We start from the raw sequence: 19,507 nt of genomic DNA on the forward strand, positions 1-19,507 counted from the left end.
GCGGGCCGTTGGCCGGCGTGGATTTCCTGATCAAGGGCATCGCCATCTCGGTGGCGGGCAAGCGCGCCGAACTGGGCAGCCGCCTTGCACAAGGATGCGTGGCGGCCGGCGATTCGGCGCCGATGACGCGCTTTCGCGAAGCAGGCCTGGTCACGACCGGCCGGACCACGACGCCGGAGATGGCGTTCAGCACGACCACCGAATCGATGCTACATGGCGCGACGCGCAACCCGTGGCAGCCCGAACTGAGCGCGGGCGGCTCGAGCGGCGGCCGTCGCGGCAGGTGTCGTCCCCGTCGCGCATGCGAGCGATGCGGCGGGGTCGATCCGGGTACCGGCCGCGTACAACGGACTATTTGAACTCAAGCCGACGCGCGGGCTCAGTTCGAACGGACCGGCGCTGGACGAAGTGTTCTCCGGATTCTGCTTTTAGCTGGGCGTCAGCCGCAGCGTGCGGGACAGCGCTGCGTTGCTGGATGCCGTGCAGAACCGCGACGCAGCTGGCGAACCGTACATCACATCCGCCCCGGCGAACAGCTTCCTTTTCGAGGTTGGCCGCGTTCCCGGGCGGGTGATGATCGGCTTGATGATCGACCCGTGGAACGGCGACCGCACCGATCCGGCGATCGCGGAAGCCGTCAACGACACCGCGCGTCACCTCGAAGGGCTCGGTTATCACGTTAGCCTCGCGACGCCGGATATCGGGGTGTCGTGGGAGGCGCTAGTGCAGGCGAGCGCGACGATCTGGGCCGCAACGACGCTCGAACCGGCGACGCTCGCGTGCGTCCGGTACGGCCGGCACGCGTGGGCGACGGATTACGCGGCCGCGCTACCGTCACGCGCTGTCGGCGCGTGGTTGGAGCGGTTCGACGTGCTGTTGACGCCGACGTTGCCGCATCGTGCACCGGCCATCGGCACCTATGCGCAGGGTTCGGAATCGATGAGCGGACTCGAGTGGACGGATCGGGTATTCCGGCATTCGCCGTTCACGCCGCCGTTCAATGTCGCGGGCGGGACGGCGATGTCGGTGCCGCTTGCGAGCGATCCCGCGACGGGGTTGCCGATCGGGCTGCAGTTCGCGGCGGGTTTCGCACGTGAAGACAGGTTGCTGCGGCTTGCGGGGCAACTGGAGCAATCGCGGCCGTGGAGCAGGCGGCGGCCGAGGGTATGGGAAGGGAACCCAATGTGATCAACCGACACTCAAGGGCAAGGATCAGGTCGATTTCGGTTTTATAAGCGTCGCTTCGTGTCCGGTGTGCCGCCGTTGCACCGGGAACGTAGCCTGTCGTGAACAATTCTTCGGCAGTGAACGACGCCGTCGGTGGAGATCGACACGCCGCCGCAGCTTATCCCCGCGGCGACGGCACGACGTCGATCATGGATTGAAGCAAATCCACGCTACAGGTCAATTGACGATTGACTCAGGTGCGGATGCGGTCCCACACGAGATCCGGCCGGGGGACGGCGAGCGATCTGCGCATGAAGATCGTGGCAACGCCATTGACGTTCTCATTGACCGATGACTCTCTTTATGCCAATGCTCGTCGTCAAGAAGGTTCGTCAGCGAGGTCCGCGATGCCGACAGTGTGTCGTCCGACGCGCGCATACGCATGCAGACGGCAACGGCACGTTGGCAAGCAGGCTCCAGCCGGAGCAACACGCGTCAATCGCTCATGCATTGCCGAAGTTGGAGGCGATGCCCCGCGGGGCGGCAGATGGCGTATATAGAGTCCGGCCGCAGCGGTACCGGAAAGTCGAAATATTCCGCGTGGATGGTTCTTCCACACAACGAAAATCTGCTCGAGCCTCGCCCACGAGATGTTCAGGCCATATTCGTCAGCCTGTACGAACCGGGGGCCGCACTTGAATTGCAACGACAAGACGCGGCAGTCAACAACGGTGTCGATCTACCTTTCATGACCTACGATGCCGGTTCCGGAAAATCGCAGGTCGTGACGGCTGAATATGTGAAAAGCCTGGCCAAAAAGTAGCCCCGCGGCAAGAGGGACGAGGCAAGAAGGCGGCGCATCCGGCGCATGCCTCGCGCGTTGCCCCATCGGCTGATGCGCCAGCGCTGGTCATCGCGCGATGCGACACGCCATCGACGACCCGTTGAATTCTCCCGGTACATTAGCGCCGCCATGGCAGGCGACGGGCTTCCCGGGATCAACGCTGCCGTCCGGCCCACCGGCGCCTGCTTCGCAATCCGGGCCGTTGCTTCGCTTTGCCTGGCCTTAGCGCGGCAGCGCAAATCTACGATTGTCATGGAGAAGTCGTACAGCGGTCATCGAGAAGTCATTCATGACACCGGTCGGCGACGTGTCGAGCCGGCTCATCGCGTCGTCGCTGGAGTCCCATGATGAAGTTAACAAGCATAATGATGCGGCTCAAGGGTGCCGAGGCCGAGGCACCACGTGAAACGCCGCCGCGATTGCGGGAAGCCGAACAACGCGCGAAAGCGAGCACGTCGATGCCGGGCAAGCTGCGCGATCTCGTCGACAAGGTCACGGCGACCAGACAGACGGCCGCGGCAAGCGGTCTGAGCGATGAAGGGCTGGACATGGCGCTCAGGAATCCGAACACGCGAGGACGCGGTGCGCGTGCGATCTATCGCGAGGCAGTTGCACGTGATACGGCCGCTAGGACGCGGGATGCCGCGCAGCTGCATGAAGGCGGGATGGTGGAACACGAAGCCCGTCAGGCCATCGAACTCGACGTGTTGGCGACGGAAACGCCGCCGGCCGTCGCTCGCCCGGCCGGCGTGGTCATTCATCCCGATTCCGGCGCGCTCGATGCAGCCCATCTGCGGCAGACCGTGGATGCGTTGCTGGTGGCGCTGCCCGACATCCCGGCCGACGTCGCGAACGCGCATCCGCGCGTCACGACATTGCGAGCCCGTCTTGCACAGGAACTCGCGGAAATCGGCACTGCCGCCAACGCCACGAATGTGCCGCCGGACCAGCGGCATCTTGCGGTCCGCGACGGTTTTGCCAGGGCGGCGCGCACGTCGAGGGCGTTGACGCGTTACCTCGACCGCAACTACGTGAAGCGCAACGCCGGCGGCGCGGGTGCGGCGTCGGCACGCGAGTATGATCTCGTTTCCGCGTTGATGACGGAATTGAAGCGCGCGCACTTCAGCGCGGCAGCGCCGGATCTGATGGCGGATTACGCCGATCGGGAAGCCGCGCGGCTCGAACGCGTGGCGCACGGTGTCAGCCAGGGCGTATCGGGCCCAAACGTGGTGACGAGCTCGGGCGCGAGCCTGGGCTATTCAACGGGTATCGGCAACGTCAGCGGCAACGCGTCGGGCGGCCGTACCGTGCTTTCCGATGACGATCGCGACGTTCTGTTCTTTACGTCGGCCGGCGCGACCGTCCACGGCGGCGTGGGCAGCGAGATATCGGGCTGGGCCGCGCGCGTCAATGGCCAGGCGTCATACTCGGGCGGCGACACCTACTTCGAACATTCCAGCCTGAAGAGTTTGCTGACGTTGGTTGCGAACCGGGACGCCAACCATTCGATCGTCACGTCGGCCGGCCCGAATACGCGCAAGCTCGTGCATGGCCAGCAGCGCATCGCGGCGGCGGCGTCGCAACTTCTCGGCCGCAATTACGTGTGCGAACCCGGGCGGCCGTATTTCCTGGCCGACAAGAAACTCGAGAAGGGCTTCAACGGCGTGAAGTTGGCGCTTCTTGCAATGGCGCTCGACGAGACGCTGAGCAGCCATGGCGGCACGCCGCGATTCGGCGAGATCATCGAAGCCGCGTATCCGGCGGTTGGCGATGTCGTGCGACAGCGGCTCGCCGATCGCCAGCCGCTACCACCGGCAACGCGCAAGGATGTGCCGGATTCCGTCGCGTACGCGGCCCGTCGGGTGGCGTTTCGCGACGCCACGCTCGGCGCCGACGCGCGCCTGGGCCGGTCGACGGACGGCAGTCAGAATATCGGAGCCAAGGTTGCGCTGGATTTGCTCGCGCGCGGCGAGCTGATGCAGTTCTTCGTTGAAACAGCCAGTGCGCCGCATCAGATTCTCGACCTGTCGCACCACAAGGACCTGAAGGCGACGCTTGCCGTGCACCGGCAGCTCGACGTACTGTGCGACGGCGTACCGCCGGCCGCACTTGTGCTCTACGAGATGACGCGCGAGCGCCTGCAACGCGAGAGCGGTGCAGACCCGCTACCGGCCCTGTCGGCGCAGGACGAGGCCATCTACGGAGATGAAGCATCGATCCCGGCGCAATTCCACGATGCGATCCGACGTCCGACTGTTGAACACCTCGAACGCGCCGGTGAGGCGGCGGATGCGTTGAAGCAGCATTATCTGAGCTTTATCGAGTACGCCGCGACGGTGCTCGCCCGCAGCGACCGCTTCATGCCGCACGCCGCGAGTGAGCAACTCGAAGCGCTGCGCAGCGAAGCCTTTTCATGGATCAACGAGACGATCTGGCACGGCCGCTATCCCGAGGCGGATGCGCTTTCCCGTCCGGACAAATTCGTGTCCGCGAGCTATGCGAGCATGAGCCTCGCGCTCGGCGCAGTGGGGACGCATATCGGCATCGCCAAGGAACGTCTGTCGCACAACGCCGACGAGAACAGCCGGGGCGCGGTGATCCAGACGGATCGCAGCTATGCGCAGGCGCGCGAACTGCTGGACAACGTTTATCTGCCGATGAAGAACTACGACGTGCAGAAGAACGGCCCGCTCGAGGAGCGCGGGAAGTGGCAGCGGTGGCATGCGGTGCTGCGCGGTACCGCGTCGGGGGGCGCGACTGTCAACGCAATGGGGGCGCTGCTCGGTCACCGGAACAAGTCGCTCGGCCCGGTGAGCGTCACGAACGAAACGGGGAGCATGACGCTGAGCGCGGAAGCAAAATTCCTCTATGCGGACCATCAGATCAATCCGATCCGGGCCGGCAAGTTCTGGCAGATCACGCTCACGGCGAACGGCGGCAAGCCGCTGGCCGGCGCGGCGCTCGGGATGGCGGTGCGAAAGGCGCTCAACAAGCTCAACGAGGCGCTCGCCACCGACGAGCCGAAAATCGACAGCGCTGAAATCGCACGCCAGATGCAAGGCCTCGTTTTCGACGCGTCGGAAGGTTGCACGATCGTAATGAAGTTCCGGCAGCCGCCGGAGCTGAGTACGAAGTCGACGCATCTGCAGTACGTGCGCGTGCTCAACAACCAGAACGCGGGATTGAATGAGTCGGTGACCATACCGACCCCCGTCGGCGTGTTCACGCCAGGTATTTCGCATACCGACGCATCACAGGGATTCGAGGGTGAGATCATGGGCTCGGATCTGAGCTATCTGATGCTGCAGCATCCGGGGTTTACCACCTTGCTCGATCATCCGGACGCCGCGACGCCAGAAGGCCTGAGGGCGCGCTTCGATGCGAATCCTCTTGTACGAAACGGCTACTTTGCCACGTCGTCGACCATCGTCGATACGGTCGAACGATACGCGGTGTTCCTCGATGCGAAGGCGCAGGCCACGCGTCAGGGCACCCGCATCGGCGATGCGCCGAAGGTCAACGAATTCTTCCGTCTGCTCGCGTCGGAGCCATTCAGTCGAGTGGCAGGCCACGCACGGCGCGCGAAGTTGAACGCGCCGGGCTCGGCGGCGAACGGTGTGTGGCCGCCTCCGGATGCAGATGAATCGTGGGCGGATGATGTGGATCTGACCGGCATTGACCTGACGGCAGCAAGGGCGCGCCTCGCCGCCGCAGGTTCGATCGATGAGCGCACGAGCTATTTTTGTGGAGAAGGGCGGCCGCTCCTCGATGCGTACGCGAAGATCGTCGGCAACATGTGCGCGATCAACGCAGGCATGCTGTTTCACGCCGAGCCGCGCGCTCACGGATTCCGGACCGTGTTGCGCGATCCGGTCAGGCTGCGCGGCGAACACAGCGCAATTCAGCCGGCGCATCGTGACGATGCACAGACCGATGCGAGCGATCCGCCGCATACCCCTTTGCAACCCGTCTACGATGCGGCTTTCGTGCCGCCGGTCGACAGGGCTGAGACGCCGGCCGTGGTGGATACGGCATTGGCGCCGCAGACGACGACAACCGTGCGTGACGACCCGGCGCAGTTTATCCACGAATTCGGTTACTTGGGGGGAATGATTCGGGCCTGAGGCCTGAGGCACGAGGCACGAGCGTGACGAAGCTTAGGGGCGCGGGCGCTGTCACCGTGTTGATTGTCGTGCGTTGAGATCACGAAACATAAGGAATCCTGGGGTATGTCGAAGGAAGACCCAGTAGTGGATTTCCAGTCAAGGCTTCCCGTACCTCATTGGCTGGCTGGTGTGCCTGTCGCTTCGCATGCGCATTCACGTTGCAGCGGCAGCGCATAAACAGGTTTACCATCTGATTGCGGGCCAGCGCAAATTCGCCGAAGGTAACGCGCTGATTTGAAACGACGCTTCACATTCGCGCACTGGCAGATACGAGTTTTCCGCATGGTTGTTCAATCCCTCGTGCTGCTGGCGCCCGACGTTCAGTCCTGGACCCTGGTTTGCCGCAATGTAGCTCTCGAGTTTCTCGTTGACGAGTACGGATGCGTCGGGCAATGCCCGGGCTGAACTTCACCGACCAGCGTCACACCGTCTCTTCCGTCAGGTCAATTCCGCGCAGCAAGCAACGCCTCGTTCATGCGCAGACTCAGCGGGAAACGATACTTCCAGTCGGCGATAGCGTTGTTGGCAAGTGCGCTTTGCTGGAAGCCGGTTCGTTTCATCGCTGCAATTGCCGCCCCTTTCCAGCAACATGCCGGCAACGTGGCAATACCTCGTGGGCGCATCCCCGCCTTAACTTCGACACGGGTATTGTCTGGCCGCGATGTCTCGTCAGTTGGTCGTTTTTCATGTCGTCTTCCATTGGTTCCGTTTTCCCCGTCGTTTCGACGTTCTCGCCAGAACACGACGCATCGCCAGCCGATCCTGCATCGGTCGAGGCCGCGAGCCGCTCGGGCAATGTTTCTCCGCGTGCGTCAATGGACCTTCCCGAACGAGTGCCGCGTCGGTCGATCGACACGGGAAGCACCGGCGGGCTGCGTCGTGTGAGCATAGAAGCGCTCGACGCGCACCGGCCCCGCCGTGCCAGCGTCGCGGCCACTGCCGACAGCGCGAATCTTGCGTCCGCGGGTCCGCCCGCCGCGCTGACGCCTACGGAACCGGTCGATGCCGGCATCAGGTTCACGATACCGCCGCCCTGCAGCGGCCCGCTGACTCGGAATGAGGACGGACGTTTGCAGTGCACTTCCGATCGTGGCGTTCAAGGTGTACTGGATCTGATGTGGGACCTGGATCAGGACGCGGTGAAACGCCTCGAGCTCCCGCAGGACGCGACGATCAGCATCGAGTGGGACGACAACGTGGTGCAGAAAATGCGCGAGTTCATGCAGTTTGCCGACGGAGATCTGCCCGTTGCCACCGATCTGCTGCGCGACGCAATCGCAAAGTACACGGGCGCATTTACGTCCGAAGCCCGCATGCCGGGCGATGGCCCGCCGCCCTCCGAATTCCTGCGCAATCTCGGCATGCGCATTCACGTTACGCCGGCAGCCGAAATCGGCACGCATCTGCAAGCGGTCCTGGAGCAGCCGTACGACGATCCCGAAAAATGCGCGCGCATCGCACGATTCCGGCATGATTTCGGCGCGATGTCCCTGCTGTCGCTGGCGACCAGCAGGGATTTCAGCAAACAGCTCGCCTACGGCATCGGCGCCGGCGTGGCCGGCAGTGGAGCGATCGGCGGGATATTCGACTACGGCATCTGGGAGAGCGCGAAACGTGCGATGGGCGCCGCCATGGCGGCGAAGGTCGGCCCTCTGCTGGATTCTGTGACGCCGCTGTTCGCGGAGACGTTCGACTCGGTCGTCATCGCGCGCCTGATTCACGTGATGAAGGGCGGCAACTTCATTCCTGAAAGCGCCGGCGAAGCATGGGCCAACGTGAAGGGCGCGGCCTTCGCGGGGACGATCGCTGCAATCGGCTCCATCGCGAACAACTACGTGCGCGAACTGACCGCCGAGGCGCGTCAGGCCGGCCACACCGAAGCGGCCGCCGCGCTGCTCGCGGCGAAGCAGGTCACCAATCTGATGATGACCTGGATATCCGGCGCGATTATTCCGGTGGAAGTGATGAACGATCACAAGAAGCTCGTCGAAACCAAGTTGCGGTTGATCGATTCCGGCGTGCTGCCGCGCCCGGACGTGGCCGACCTCCGTCAGCACGTGAGCGAATCGACGCTCAACACGATCCGTGTCGCGCGCGGCACCGGATCCGCAATACGGTCGATGGCCACGAGTGGCGAGGTCGCCGTGACGTTCGGGTTGTTGCTGTCGGTACTCGAACACTATGGCCTCGTTTCAAGTTCGTTCGAACAGCTGGCCACGCTGATGTATTCGATACCGGCGGAAGTCATCGGCATCACGACGTCGATGGCGCAGGAGATATGGGTAGGGGAGGACGGCGGCAACGAAAATGCCCGCATTACCACGGAGCGGGGCAAGCAAAGTGCGATGCTGGCCCGGATCGTCTGTCACGAAGAGACGGGGCTCGACGATCTCGACCGCATTCAGAGACCGGATGGCGAGCGCAATGCGGCGCTCGGGTACGCCGTGACCAAGGTGCTGGGCACGGCCATGGGCGTCGTCGACAAGGGGGCCGATATCGGCATGCACTATGCGGGCGCGGGGCTGGCCGGTGTCGGCCGTGCGCTCTTGCCTGTCGGGGAAATGCCGTACGTCGGCCCCGCGCTGACCGCGATGCAAACCGGGCTATCCGGTACCGCGCGGCTCGCGCACGATCATGCGTTCCAGCCGCTCGGTCACGGCGCCAGGGCGATCGCAGGCGCCGCCCATCGGCACGTGCTCAAACCAGCGGGGCAAGGCGTCGCCTGGGCAGCGGACAAGGCCGGTCCTGTCATCGCCCCGATCGGTAAGGGCGCGGCGGCCGCGGCAACGGCCACCGGGCATCACGTGGTCAAACCCGTCGCCAATACGATTGCGGTGACTGCCGATACCGTTGCGCGCATTTCGGGCGTGGCGGTCGACATCGGCGCGAAAACGATCGACCAGGCAACGTCATCGGCAACGGACGCGTTGGCGCGTGTCGCAAGACGGCGTCGCGCCCTCCGGAGGGCCGGTGAATCCGGGTCGGACGGAGTCTGACGGTCGTGGCGACCCACCACGAGGCAAGCGGTGACGCATGGGGGACCGTGCCGACATCGATGGCTTCGCGAAACAACGCGCCGGTTCGTATTCCTGCTGTGGAACGATCGTCATTGAACCAAGGTTCAGGGGTACCTGTCGAGATCGCCACTGCGTGAGTGCCAAGCGATGAAACCCTCATTCGATCCATCCGTTTCGACTTCGCCGGAAGGCGATCAAGTTGCCAGTCGACCGAGCGGCGACGTTCCTGCGGGAAAGACGCCCCCTCGGCACGCTGTCGAGTCACTCCCGCCCGCGCTGAGCTTGCTGCGCAATTCGCCAGGTCCGTCCGGTCCAGCGTCGCGTCCGTCATCGTTTCGCGTTCCGGGTTCCGTGCAAGCGCCTGTCGTGCTTGCACCGATTCCGCGACATGCGGAGCCTGTCGCATCGCTCGATCTGAAGAGACCGGCCAATCCCGCACACGATTCGTCTCCGTTTCGAGTTCCGAGGGAGCCTGCTCCCGCATCCGAACAGGCATCCGCGTGGGGGCGCATGGCCAACCGCGCCGGGCACGGCGCGCAATGGCAGGAAACCCGGAATCCATGGGGCGCGCTGCGCAATCCGCCAGGTCCGTCCAGCCCAGCGTCGCGTCCGTCATCGTTTCGGGTTCCGGGTTCCGTGCAAGCGCCTGTCGTGCTTGCACCGATTCCGCGACATGCGGCGCCTGACGCATCGCTCGATCTGAAGAGACCGGCCAATCCCGCACACGATTCGTCTCCGTTTCGAGTCCCGAAGGAGCCTGCTCCCGCGTCGGAACAGGCATCCGCATGGGGGCGCATGGCCAACCGCGCCGGGCACGGCGCGCAATGGCAGGGAACCCGGAATCCAAGGGACGAGATTCGCCGGCGCCTGGAGAGCAAAATGGATAAACCTAGGAATCCTGAGTATCTCGCTGGGCCGCATGCGGTTGCAGAATCGCGGGAGGTCATCCGGAAGCGCAAGGAAAGCGAAATGGAGACGCCCAGAACGCCACAGTACCCTTCCGTCTTTCCGGCATCCGGGCATCCGGTGTCTGCGCCGCCGCCATCCGAGCCGCCGGCAACATCGCCGCCGATACGCTGGAGAACGAACCCGGAAACCGGGGAAAAGGTAGAGTGGAAGCCGATAAACTCGGCGGAAGACGATGTCGACGAACACGTAAAAGCACATGCCTTGAGGTTGCGCGAGCGCATAACCGGTCGAGCAGACAGCCGCGAGCTTGACGTGAACAATCCACTCGACGCGAGATGCCTGGACGCAGCATTGCAAGGTACCGAAGTGGTCGATCTGAGAGGGATAGAGGGTCATGACCGAACCGCTCGGAGAACCCCCGATGCGCATTGAGTCGAGGTCGATCGTGACTCGGCACCTGGCTGCCGGGAATCACGCATCGTGCGATCCCGGCGATCGGATCGTTTTCCGGATGACGAACAGGGTGCTCGCTCGAGTCATCTTCGAATGGCTTCGCAACGGAACCGGAATGCGCACCGGAAAACGAAGCGCTTTTCAAAAAGACGAATCTTTCCGGTGCGGCGGCATGGTTCGCCTTGCGCTGAATGAAAAAACTGACAACCGTTAGTCATCCGCCGTCTCGGTCGGGACGTGCCGGGCGAATGGACCTGATTTGAGGAATGGCGATGTTCAAAGGAATCTCCGGCGCATTACGACACATCGATCGAACGATTGATCGGGCCGTCAACGAGGTACGTGTCAGCGCGCAGTCGCGCCCGATGCAAGGTCCGTTCGGTTTGCTGTCTGCGCTCGCGTCACAAGCGCGCGGCACGTCTACCGGCGCAAGCCAGCCACGGCGCAGCCCGCTGCCAGATTTGTCGGCCTATCAATGGCGCCCCGGCCCGGCGCCTGTCCGGTCTTATCCGACCGAACCAGCCGCGCGTCCGGTGCATCCGTTCGTCGGCCCAGTTTTTCCATTCGCACCGGTCCCTCCGCCCCATCAACCCGTGGCGGAACGTATGCCCGTGAGCTGGCATCGACCTGCCGTTCACGTTCCGGGAAGCGCGTGGTCATCACGGCCATCGTTCCTGTCAGGTTACGCGTCAATCGTCGAAGGGCGTCACCTGCCCACCGTGTGGCGGCCAGCCGCATCGGGCCACACAGCATTCAATCAAGCACGGCGACGAGGTTCTGGCGACCTGCAACCTCCCGCCAGCCTGGCGGAAGAAGATGCGCAGTTGCGTCTCGCGCTTGAACAGAGTCGGACGGAAGCCTTGCTGAAGCGTTTGCCCGTCATCGACGGGAATTTCGACGCAGCTGCGACGGCCGACGAGACGCGCATCACCGACTGGGACGATCTGGGCGCCGACATGCGGCAGGTCTATCCGGACAAGCTGGCGTATTACCGGGAGGTCACAGCCACGCAGGTGACCACGTCGCACATCCAGCGCGCGGTCAATCGGGCGGGAACGCGCGCCATACCCAACGACGGCAGGACGAGCGAGGGCAGCAACAACTGCTTCCTGATTGCGCTGCTGCAGCATGCGACGGGCGATTACCGCTCGTCGCACGCGGCCCGGGTCGATCAATATCGCACTATCCTGAGCGCTGCTTCGCACCTCGATCTGGTCGGCAACGAGAAAATTTCCGCGGGGAGCAGAGCCGCGCGTGCGTTGGTCGATCTGATCAACAGTGACCCGGGTGTCCAGCCGAAACTGAGCGTGGAGGTCGTGTCGGAACTGAACGGGGTCGTTCACCGCGACCGCCTCGGGTCCTCGGCGATGAATGCGCGTACCGTCGTCATCTGGGACAAGGGCGGCCATTTCGAGGCCGTGGCCTGAACGCCGACACTGCTTTGACCGATGTCGATGGACCGTCGGATGGGCCACACATCATCGTCCTCGACACCCTGCGATGTACATCGGAACCCGGCACGACAGCGCTTCGTCGCACACTTCGCGTCACATCGAGGTAACGGCCGGACTAAGCGTCCCCAAGCGCTCAGCGGAACTCAAGGCGAGCTGGCCGGCCGCTTACGCCAGAAGTAGGCGTTGTTGCATTAATCCGGCCCGCCTGGGTGACGTTTACGCGCCACAGCGCCGAGCGCTGCCTCTGTTAACAGGCCGTTGAAATACCCCGGCCCCGTCCTGCACGATGTAGGTTCCCGAGATCAGCGAAGGGCAGGCAGATGCGAGGCGGGGACGGTTACAACGAATCGTTGTTCAGCACGGTGAGGCTAGAAGAGTTTGTTCCGCAGACGCATCCGCTGCGCCAGGTCCGGACGTGGCTGAACGAAGCACTGTCGAAGATGGACGCGAAATTCTCGGCGATGTACGAAGTCAACGTAAAGGGAGGCCGACCGAGTATCGCGCCTGAGAAACTGATGCGGGCGATGCTGCTGCAAGTGCTGTACAGCATCCGCAGCGAGCGGCAACTGGTCGAGCAGATCTCGTACAACCTGCTGTTCCGGTGGTTCGTCGGCCTGTCGATAGAGGATGCGGTGTGGAACCATTCGGTGTTCAGCAAGAACCGGGATCGGCTACTGGAATTCGACGCGGTGACGGAGCTGTTCAACGCGACGGTGGAAACGGCGCAGAAGCGGGGCCTGCTGTCGGGCGAACATTTCAGCGTCGATGGCACACTGATTCAGGCCTGGGCTAGTCACAAGAGCATCCGTCGCAAAGATGGTAGCGACGACGACCGGCCGCCAGGCAACTGGCACGGCCAGCCGCGCAGTAACGAAACTCATGAATCGAAGAGTGACGGTGACAGCCGCCTGTACCGAAAGAACAATGTGGCACCGGCGCTGCCGAGCTATCTTGGTCATGTGCTGACCGACAATCGGCACGGTCTGGTGGTCAATGTACAGGCCAGCCGGGCGAATGGCCGAGCCGAACGTGACGTTGCCGCCGAGATGTTGCGGGACGTCGCGCTACCAGATCGACGCATCACAGTCGGCGCCGATAAGGGTTACGACACGCGCGGGTTCATCAAGGCTTGCCGGGACGCGAACGTGACGCCGCATGTGGCGCGGAACACTAAACGCAGCGGCGGCAGCGCGATCGATAAACGCACTACTCGGCACCTGGGCTACGCACTGAGCCAGCGCAAACGGAAATGCATTGAGCAGTGCTTCGGCTGGGGCAAGACGATCGGCCTGCTGCGACAGGTCATGGTTCGTGGTCTCGAGAAAGTGGACCAACTGCTGACCCTGACGATGGCAGCCTACAACCTGACGCGGCTGAGATCGCTGGCCGCGTTGCGTCCGCAGAGCGCCTGAGGTACCGGAGTGGGCACCGGGAAGCCCACGAGGTTGATCCATACGCATTGAAATCGGGCGAATGAGCCGAAATCGAACGCTTCGCGGCGATCGCCGCGAACGGTCAAAGGGAAAATGCGTCCGGCCCGACAGTAATTCAACGACCTGTTAAGGAAGGTCTGCAAAAGTCGTGGGGCAGACGCAGTTGTGACCTATGCTGGGAAGACGCGAATGAGCGAGGTGCAGAGACGATGCAACTTGATCTTGGGCTTAACCTGTCAACAAAGCGTACGCGCAAGCGGGAATTTCTTGACGAGATGAAGTGCGTCGTGCCGTGGTTGAGACTGATTCAGCTCATCGAGCCGTACTACCCAAAGGGTAAGACAGGGCGACCGCCGGTCCCGATTGCGACGATGTTGCAAATCCACTTTATGCAGCAATGGTTCGGCCTATCAGACCCGGCGATGGAAGAAGCGCTGTATGACGTACCGCTATATCGCGAGTTTGCGGGCCTCGATGGAGGCATGACGCGGTTGCCGGACGAAAGCACCATCCTGCGGTTCCGTCACTTGCTCGAAACACACGGGCTGGCGGTCCAGATTCTTGCCGTGGTCAATGAGATTCTGGAAGAGAAAAGACTGGTCCTGAAGGCCGGGTCGGTGGTCGACGCGACCTTGATTTCCGCGCCGAGCTCGACGAAGAACGCCTCAGGTACGCGAGATCCGGAAATGCAGCAGACGCAGAAAGGCGGCAACTGGTACTTCGGAATGAAAGCGCATATCGGTGTGGACGCGGATTCGGGCCTGGTTCACACCGTCATCGGCACGGCGGCCAACGGTCACGACATCACCGTGGCCGAAGCGCTGTTGCACCGAGGCGAAAACGACGTGTATGCCGATGCCGGATATCAGGGCATCGCGAGGCGTTGCGAACGCCGCTCGGTGAGCTGGCACGTCGCGATGAGACCCGGCAAGCGCAGGCAATTGGACTTGAGCAACCGACTGGATGCGATATTCGAGGAGATCGAACGTGTGAAGGCTGGTATCCGTGCCAAGGTCGAGCATCCATTTCGCGTCCTCAAGCGCCAGTTTGGTTATGTGAAGACGCGATACCGAGGCTTGATGAAGAACACCGCTCAGATCACCACGCTGATTGCGCTGGGTAACCTGTGGATGGCCCGCAAGGCTTTACGTACAACGTAAAAGCGCGCGGGTTGCCGGCGGTCGCCTGGGCATATACACCGCCATGACGAACGGTGCGCGGTTTCGAGACTGCTCCCAACTCTCGTAATTTGAAGGTAGAGGAAAGATCCGGCACCCAGAAAACGAGTTATGCAGACCTTCCTAAACAGCTTGCCGCCCCGTTTACAACTCCAACCCCCGAAAACAAAAATGCCGTTCAGGTCTTAACTGAACGACATTAGGCTCCGGCCGTTTTTTTTCATGCCTGACTCCGGCGGATCCGCAGGGCAAGGGCAAAGGTGATCCACCGCGCGGTATCGGGACTGCGCCCGGTCAGCGGCCCGGCGAACGGCCGCCAGGCCGGGTCGAACCGCTCGACGCGGCCGCACCCGATCCACCGCTCGGCCGGTTGCGGGTCGCGCAAAAACCGGTCGAGGTATTCCGCCCTGTCCATCGCGTTCAGCGACGACGGACCTATCCGTGATTTCGTGGGCGGGGCATATCATGAGGTGTAAAGGCCATGGATATGCCGATGAAGAAGAAAAGACAAAATGTAGCGCGTCAGGCAGCGGCCCGCGGGCCGCTGCCTGAACTGCCCAAGGAACTGCTGGACCAGTTGGTCAAGGGGCCGATGACGCCAGCCGAGGTGCAGGACCTGATGCTGGCGTTCAACAAGGCGGTCATCGAGCGTGCGATGGGCGCCGAGATGAATCTGCATCTGGGCTATCCTGCGGGCCAGCCCAAGCCGCCCGGGCAGGTCAACGAGCGCAATGGCGCCAGCGGCAAGACGGTCATCACCGATCGTGGCCCAGTCCGGGTCGACGTGCCTCGTGACCGTGACGGCAGCTTCGAGCCGATTCTGATTCCCAAGCACTAGCGCCGCTTCACCGGTTTCGACGAGCGCATCATCGCGATGTACGCCCGCGGCATGAGCGTGCGCGAGATTCAGGGATTTCTGGCCGAGCACTATGGCACCGAGGTCTCGCCCGACTTCATCAGCTCGGTCACCGACGAGGTGATGGCCGAAGCGCTGAGCTGGCAGAGCCGCCCGCTCGAGACGATGTATCCGGTGGTGTTCTTCGATGCGCTGCGGGTCAAGATCCGCGACGATGGCGTGGTCAGCAACAAGGCCGTCTATCTGGCGCTGGGTATCTAGGCCGACGGCCAGCGCGACGTGCTGGGCCTTTGGATCGAGCAGACCGAGGGCGCCAAGTTCTGGCTCAAGGTGTTCAACGAACTGAAGACGCGCGGCTGCCAGGACATCCTGATTGCCGTGGTGGACGGCTTGAAGGGGTTGACCGAGGCTATCAGCGCAGCCTATCCACGGACCACCGTTCAGACCTGCATCGTGCATCTGATCCGTAACAGTCTGGAGTACGCCAGCTACAAGGATCGCAAGGCATTGGCCGCGGCGCTGCGTCCGATCTACGCGGCCGCCAGCGAAGAGGCGGCAAGACAGGCGCTGCAAGACTTCGCCGACGGACCTTGGGGCGCGAAGTACCCGACGATCGTTCAATCATGGCAACGCGCGTGGGAGCACGTCGTGCCGTTCTACGTGTTCCCGCCGGAAATTCGACGGGTTGTATACACGACAAACGCCATAGAAAGTCTGAACATGCAACTGCGCAAGATCATCAAGACGCGCGGCCACTTCCCGAATGACGAGGCGGCGATCAAGCTGCTCTGGCTGGCGCTGCGCAATGTGCTGGCCAAGACCGTGCGGTCCGCCTTCTGCGTATTTCGGGGAACGTGAACACCTGTTTCGGTGAAGTCGAACAGGTCAGGAGGTAGGTGATGCGTAGTGCTTAGATTGTACTGCGGGTGTTCGAGATCAAGCTACTTTTTCGTTTGTGTCCTTCGGCTTGCGCATCGACTTGCCTTTCAGCGGCAGCTTGTGAGCCTGATGTACGAGGCGATCGAGGATCGCATCGGCGAGCGTCGGATCCTGAAGCCACGCGTGCCAGTGATCCTGCGGAAGCTGGCTGGTAATGATCGTCGAGCGAGTGCCCACGCGATCGTCGAGCACCTCGAGCAGATCGTTGCGCGATCCCGGATCGACGTCCTGCAGGCCCCAGTCGTCGAGCAACAGGACGTCGATCTTCGCGAGCTGTGCAAGTCGTCGTGTAAAGCTACCCCCACCGTGGGCGATCTTCAGCTCCTCGAACAACCGGGCGACGCGCACGTACAACACGGAGAAGCCCTGCCGGCAGGCCTGCTGACCGAACGCACACGCGATCCACGTTTTGCCCGCGCCGGTCGCCCCCGTCAGGATGATGTTCTGCGCGTTGCGGATCCAGTCGCAACTCGCGAGCGTGGCGACGACGCTTTTGTCGAGCCCGCGACTCTGCTTGTATTCGATGTCTTCGACACAGGCCTGCGGATTCTTGAGCTTGGCTGACTTCAACAGCCGCTCGAGCCGCCGGGTGTCGCGCCAGGCGAGCTCGCGTTCGACGACCATGCCGAACCGATCTTCGAACGACAGGCTCGTACTGACGGTCAGCGCCGCCTGTTCCTCGAGCGCGCGCGTCGTGCCATCGAGCTTGAGCGCCTTGAGTTGAGAGAGAGTTTGCTGCATCAACATCGCGACCTCCTTGGGTCAGTGGTAGTACTCCGGACCGCGCACGTTCTCATGCAGCGGCGATAGCCATTCGGTTGTCCGGCGTTGGGTCAATGGCTGCCGGTCGGAGCCCGATTGCAGGATGTTGCGTACCGACTTCTGCGTCGGCGCACCGATTACCAGTGCACGTTGGCAGGCCGCCTCGAGGCGTTCCTTACCGTATTTGCGCGACAGCGACAGCAGGCCGAGACACGCGCGGTACCCCATCTCGGGATGCGGTCGGCTGGTCAGCAGGTGCTTCACGATCGCCTCGGCGCCGGCGCCGATAGATGCGCCCCAACTGAGCAGTCGCCCGGGCGTCCATTCCATATGCACGCGGTGCGCCGCCGGCATGTGCTCGGCCACGATGGTGTACTTGCCTTTGAGTCGACTGCGGGCGTGGGCGGCGACGCGTTTGCCGCCGTACAGGATCTCGACGCCGAAGCGCGTGACCCAGGCGTGAACCTCTTGCCGAACGAGCTGATGGGGCGTGCTGTAGTAGTGGCCGCCGGCTTCGACGTGGTAGTCGATGTTGACGCGGCATTTCTTGAACGTCGCGATCTCGTACCGACGCGTCGGCAGTGGGCGCAGCGCCGGCCGGTCGAGACGCTCGAACCACTCGCGGCGATTGCCCTCGAGCTTCTTGAACGGCCGGGCATTCAGATCGGTGATCAGCGCGGCGATCGCCTTGTTCAGTTCGGCAAGGCTGAAGAAGCGGTGGTTCCGCAGCCGGGCAAGGATCCAGCGCTCGACGATCTGCACGCCGACCTCGACCTTCGCTTTATCTTTCGGCTTGCGCGGCCGTGCCGGCAACATCGCGGTATCGTAGTGATTCACGAAGTCCTGTGTCGTCAGGCCGAGCGTGGGCTCGTATCGATCGGCATTCGAGATCAGCGCCTTCGTATTGTCCGGCACGAGCAGCCGCGGAACGCCGCCGTAAAATTCCATCGCGCCGATCATGCCGCCGATCCAGTCAGGCGTAGCCTCCGAGCGGGTCGCACGCACATACGTGTAATTCGACGCGCCGAGCACGGCAACAAAGATGTGCGCCTTGAACGCAACGCCGCCAGCGCGATCGAGAATCGGCACGGTCGGCCCGGCGAAGTCGGCAAACAGCTTCTCGCCGGCGAGGTGCTGCTGGCGCATCGAGCGCTTCAGCGTCTGGGCCCAGTCCTTGTACCGTTGGCAGAGCTACGTGTAGCGGTAGGTCCGCTGGCCGGGATGGGCGCCGACGTATTCTTCCCAGAGCAGCTGCAGCGTGACGCCCTTGCGGCGCAACTCGGCGTGGATCCACCCACAGTCCGGATCCACGCGATCGCCAACAACCATCGTGCGGCCGGCGCCGCGCTTGATGAGCAGCCGCTCAAGGTCCGACTCAGACAGCGGCTCGACCGCTGCCCAATCCAGGCCTGCCGATGCAGCGAGCTGCAAATACTGGGTGATGGTGCCGAGTCCGACGCCCAAGGCCCCGCTGACCTGCCGATGAGACATATTACAAATCCATTTCGTGCGAAGCACTTCTTTTATTCTGCGCATGGTCGTCCGGTGGGCCGGCATGGTCCGTCTCCAAAAAGAGACCACCATAACGCCGGCGGATTGAGCCATTCGCAGCACCGCCAACCGAGACGCTGTCCGCTGTTTCGGGTCGCCGAACAGTCATTTCGGCAGGATGAACACGCGTTTCGGTCGGTGAACACCCATTTCGGCAACCGCCTGAACTGTTCAGCTTCGACCGAAACGGCTGTTCACCTTCCTCCGGAAACCCTGTTCGACTTCAACCGAAATCGCTGTTCGGCTTCGCCGAAATACGCAGCTGGATAGGCATGTCGAACCACGGTTGAGCGTATTGCCGCATTGGACACGTCCGATGGGCATGCTGCGCGACCGGACGCGAAGCGGGCGCCTCAAAATCCGAAGCCGCGTGAAGGCCGGTGCCTTTGCGCCGTGTTTCCGCGGACCAGTGCATCCAGTGCGGCGCCGATATCGCGGCGCGCCGCAGGCGTGCCGGCCTGTGAATTCCGGAACGCGTGCACATGGGGGTTGTCGAGGGCGCGAGCGCCGGAGGCCACCAGTTCGTCCTTCAGCTCGCTCAGGGTAGGGCGGGCCCGCCCCTGGGCGTCAGGCGTCGCCCGCAGCCAGCTGGCCAGATGGGCCAGCTGGGCAGCATGGTTTTGCGCCGTGCGCTCGTTCGTCCCGGACGCCTGACGGTAGGCGTCGAGCAGCGCCCGGTCATCGGCATGCGCGGCAGCCTGCACCGCCACCCGCGCCGTGTTTCCGCGGACCAGCGCGTCCAGTGCGGAGCCGATATCGCGGCGCGCCGCAGGCGTGC

General features: G+C 63.2%; 12 protein-coding genes and 3 pseudogenes. 10 read left to right on the plus strand and 5 right to left on the minus strand.

The annotated features are described in order from the left end of the window. Positions 1-50 precede the first annotated feature (50 nt). The 3 genes and pseudogenes from BDI24065_RS41590 to BDI24065_RS34200 all read left to right on the plus strand — a co-directional run bounded on the left by BDI24065_RS41590 (position 51) and on the right by BDI24065_RS34200 (position 1,990). Positions 51-432: pseudogene (locus tag BDI24065_RS41590) on the plus strand (amidase family protein). Between the two features lie 153 nt (positions 433-585). Beyond that, the gene (locus BDI24065_RS41595; RefSeq protein WP_368040801.1) at positions 586-1,188 is read left to right on the plus strand and encodes an amidase family protein; all 603 of its coding nucleotides are present in this window, start codon (positions 586-588) and stop codon (positions 1,186-1,188) included. Between the two features lie 526 nt (positions 1,189-1,714). Continuing rightward, positions 1,715-1,990, plus strand: coding sequence for a hypothetical protein (locus tag BDI24065_RS34200; protein ID WP_175034908.1), 276 nt, complete (start codon positions 1,715-1,717; stop codon positions 1,988-1,990). Between the two features lie 374 nt (positions 1,991-2,364). Here BDI24065_RS34200 and BDI24065_RS34205 read toward each other — a convergent pair whose 3' ends face one another. Continuing rightward, the gene (locus tag BDI24065_RS34205) at positions 2,365-2,967 is read right to left on the minus strand and encodes a hypothetical protein (RefSeq protein WP_175034909.1); all 603 of its coding nucleotides are present in this window, start codon (positions 2,965-2,967) and stop codon (positions 2,365-2,367) included. A 150-nt stretch (positions 2,968-3,117) separates the two neighbouring features. Here BDI24065_RS34205 and BDI24065_RS34210 point away from each other — a divergent pair, with 150 nt between their 5' ends. The 6 genes from BDI24065_RS34210 to BDI24065_RS34235 all read left to right on the plus strand — a co-directional run bounded on the left by BDI24065_RS34210 (position 3,118) and on the right by BDI24065_RS34235 (position 14,603). Further along, positions 3,118-6,135, plus strand: coding sequence for a type III effector protein (locus tag BDI24065_RS34210; RefSeq protein WP_175034910.1), 3,018 nt, complete (start codon positions 3,118-3,120; stop codon positions 6,133-6,135). A gap of 728 nt (positions 6,136-6,863) precedes the next feature. Continuing rightward, a complete protein-coding gene (locus BDI24065_RS34215; protein WP_175034911.1) occupies positions 6,864-9,173 on the plus strand; it encodes a hypothetical protein in 2,310 nt (769 codons plus the stop codon). 1,324 nt (positions 9,174-10,497) lie between these two features. Next, entirely contained in the window at positions 10,498-10,770 is a 273-nt protein-coding gene (locus BDI24065_RS34220) for a hypothetical protein (RefSeq protein WP_175034912.1), read from the plus strand. Between the two features lie 58 nt (positions 10,771-10,828). Continuing rightward, entirely contained in the window at positions 10,829-11,983 is a 1,155-nt protein-coding gene (locus BDI24065_RS34225; protein ID WP_175034913.1) for a hypothetical protein, read from the plus strand. Positions 11,984-12,330: 347 nt separating this feature from the next. After that, complete coding sequence (locus BDI24065_RS34230; RefSeq protein ID WP_175034914.1) at positions 12,331-13,422, plus strand: IS5 family transposase; 1,092 nt, start codon at positions 12,331-12,333, stop codon at positions 13,420-13,422. A 230-nt stretch (positions 13,423-13,652) separates the two neighbouring features. Beyond that, positions 13,653-14,603 (plus strand): IS5 family transposase, encoded by a 951-nt coding sequence (locus BDI24065_RS34235; RefSeq protein ID WP_175034915.1) that lies wholly within the window; start codon positions 13,653-13,655, stop codon positions 14,601-14,603. Between the two features lie 238 nt (positions 14,604-14,841). Here the strand turns inward: BDI24065_RS34235 and BDI24065_RS34240 are convergent, their stop codons facing one another. Then, positions 14,842-15,036: a hypothetical protein gene (locus BDI24065_RS34240; protein ID WP_302479483.1), complete on the minus strand. Its 195-nt coding sequence runs from the start codon at positions 15,034-15,036 to the stop codon at positions 14,842-14,844. A 72-nt stretch (positions 15,037-15,108) separates the two neighbouring features. Between BDI24065_RS34240 and BDI24065_RS34245 the strand changes: the two are divergent. Then, positions 15,109-16,335: pseudogene (locus BDI24065_RS34245) on the plus strand (IS256 family transposase). A gap of 78 nt (positions 16,336-16,413) precedes the next feature. On the opposite strand, the gene istB reads toward BDI24065_RS34245, so the two are convergent. The 3 genes and pseudogenes from istB to BDI24065_RS34260 form a co-directional block, all read right to left on the minus strand. Next, positions 16,414-17,163 carry an IS21-like element helper ATPase IstB gene (istB, locus tag BDI24065_RS34250; protein WP_175034916.1) on the minus strand — a complete coding sequence of 250 codons (750 nt, stop codon included), beginning with the start codon at positions 17,161-17,163 and terminating at the stop codon, positions 16,414-16,416. 15 nt (positions 17,164-17,178) lie between these two features. Beyond that, positions 17,179-18,735, minus strand: a pseudogene (gene istA / locus BDI24065_RS34255) (IS21 family transposase). A 347-nt stretch (positions 18,736-19,082) separates the two neighbouring features. Beyond that, the coding region (locus BDI24065_RS34260) for a hypothetical protein (protein ID WP_175034917.1) at positions 19,083-19,507 on the minus strand (425 nt) is incomplete at its 5' end.

The sequence above is a fragment of the Burkholderia lata genome (assembly GCF_902499025.1).
Lineage (GTDB): Bacteria > Pseudomonadota > Gammaproteobacteria > Burkholderiales > Burkholderiaceae > Burkholderia > Burkholderia lata_C.

Coding starts and splice junctions, on each gene's coding strand:
- BDI24065_RS34200 (WP_175034908.1), top strand. CDS start 1,715: ATGGCGTATATAGAGTCCGGCCGCAGCGGTACCGGAAAGTCGAAATAT.
- BDI24065_RS34205 (WP_175034909.1), bottom strand. CDS start 2,967: ATGCCGCTGGTCCGGCGGCACATTCGTGGCGTTGGCGGCAGTGCCGAT.
- BDI24065_RS41595 (WP_368040801.1), top strand. CDS start 586: ATGATCGACCCGTGGAACGGCGACCGCACCGATCCGGCGATCGCGGAA.
- BDI24065_RS34240 (WP_302479483.1), bottom strand. CDS start 15,036: ATGGACAGGGCGGAATACCTCGACCGGTTTTTGCGCGACCCGCAACCG.
- BDI24065_RS34220 (WP_175034912.1), top strand. CDS start 10,498: ATGACCGAACCGCTCGGAGAACCCCCGATGCGCATTGAGTCGAGGTCG.
- BDI24065_RS34225 (WP_175034913.1), top strand. CDS start 10,829: ATGTTCAAAGGAATCTCCGGCGCATTACGACACATCGATCGAACGATT.
- BDI24065_RS34215 (WP_175034911.1), top strand. CDS start 6,864: ATGTCGTCTTCCATTGGTTCCGTTTTCCCCGTCGTTTCGACGTTCTCG.
- BDI24065_RS34235 (WP_175034915.1), top strand. CDS start 13,653: ATGCAACTTGATCTTGGGCTTAACCTGTCAACAAAGCGTACGCGCAAG.
- istB (WP_175034916.1), bottom strand. CDS start 17,163: ATGTTGATGCAGCAAACTCTCTCTCAACTCAAGGCGCTCAAGCTCGAT.
- BDI24065_RS34230 (WP_175034914.1), top strand. CDS start 12,331: ATGCGAGGCGGGGACGGTTACAACGAATCGTTGTTCAGCACGGTGAGG.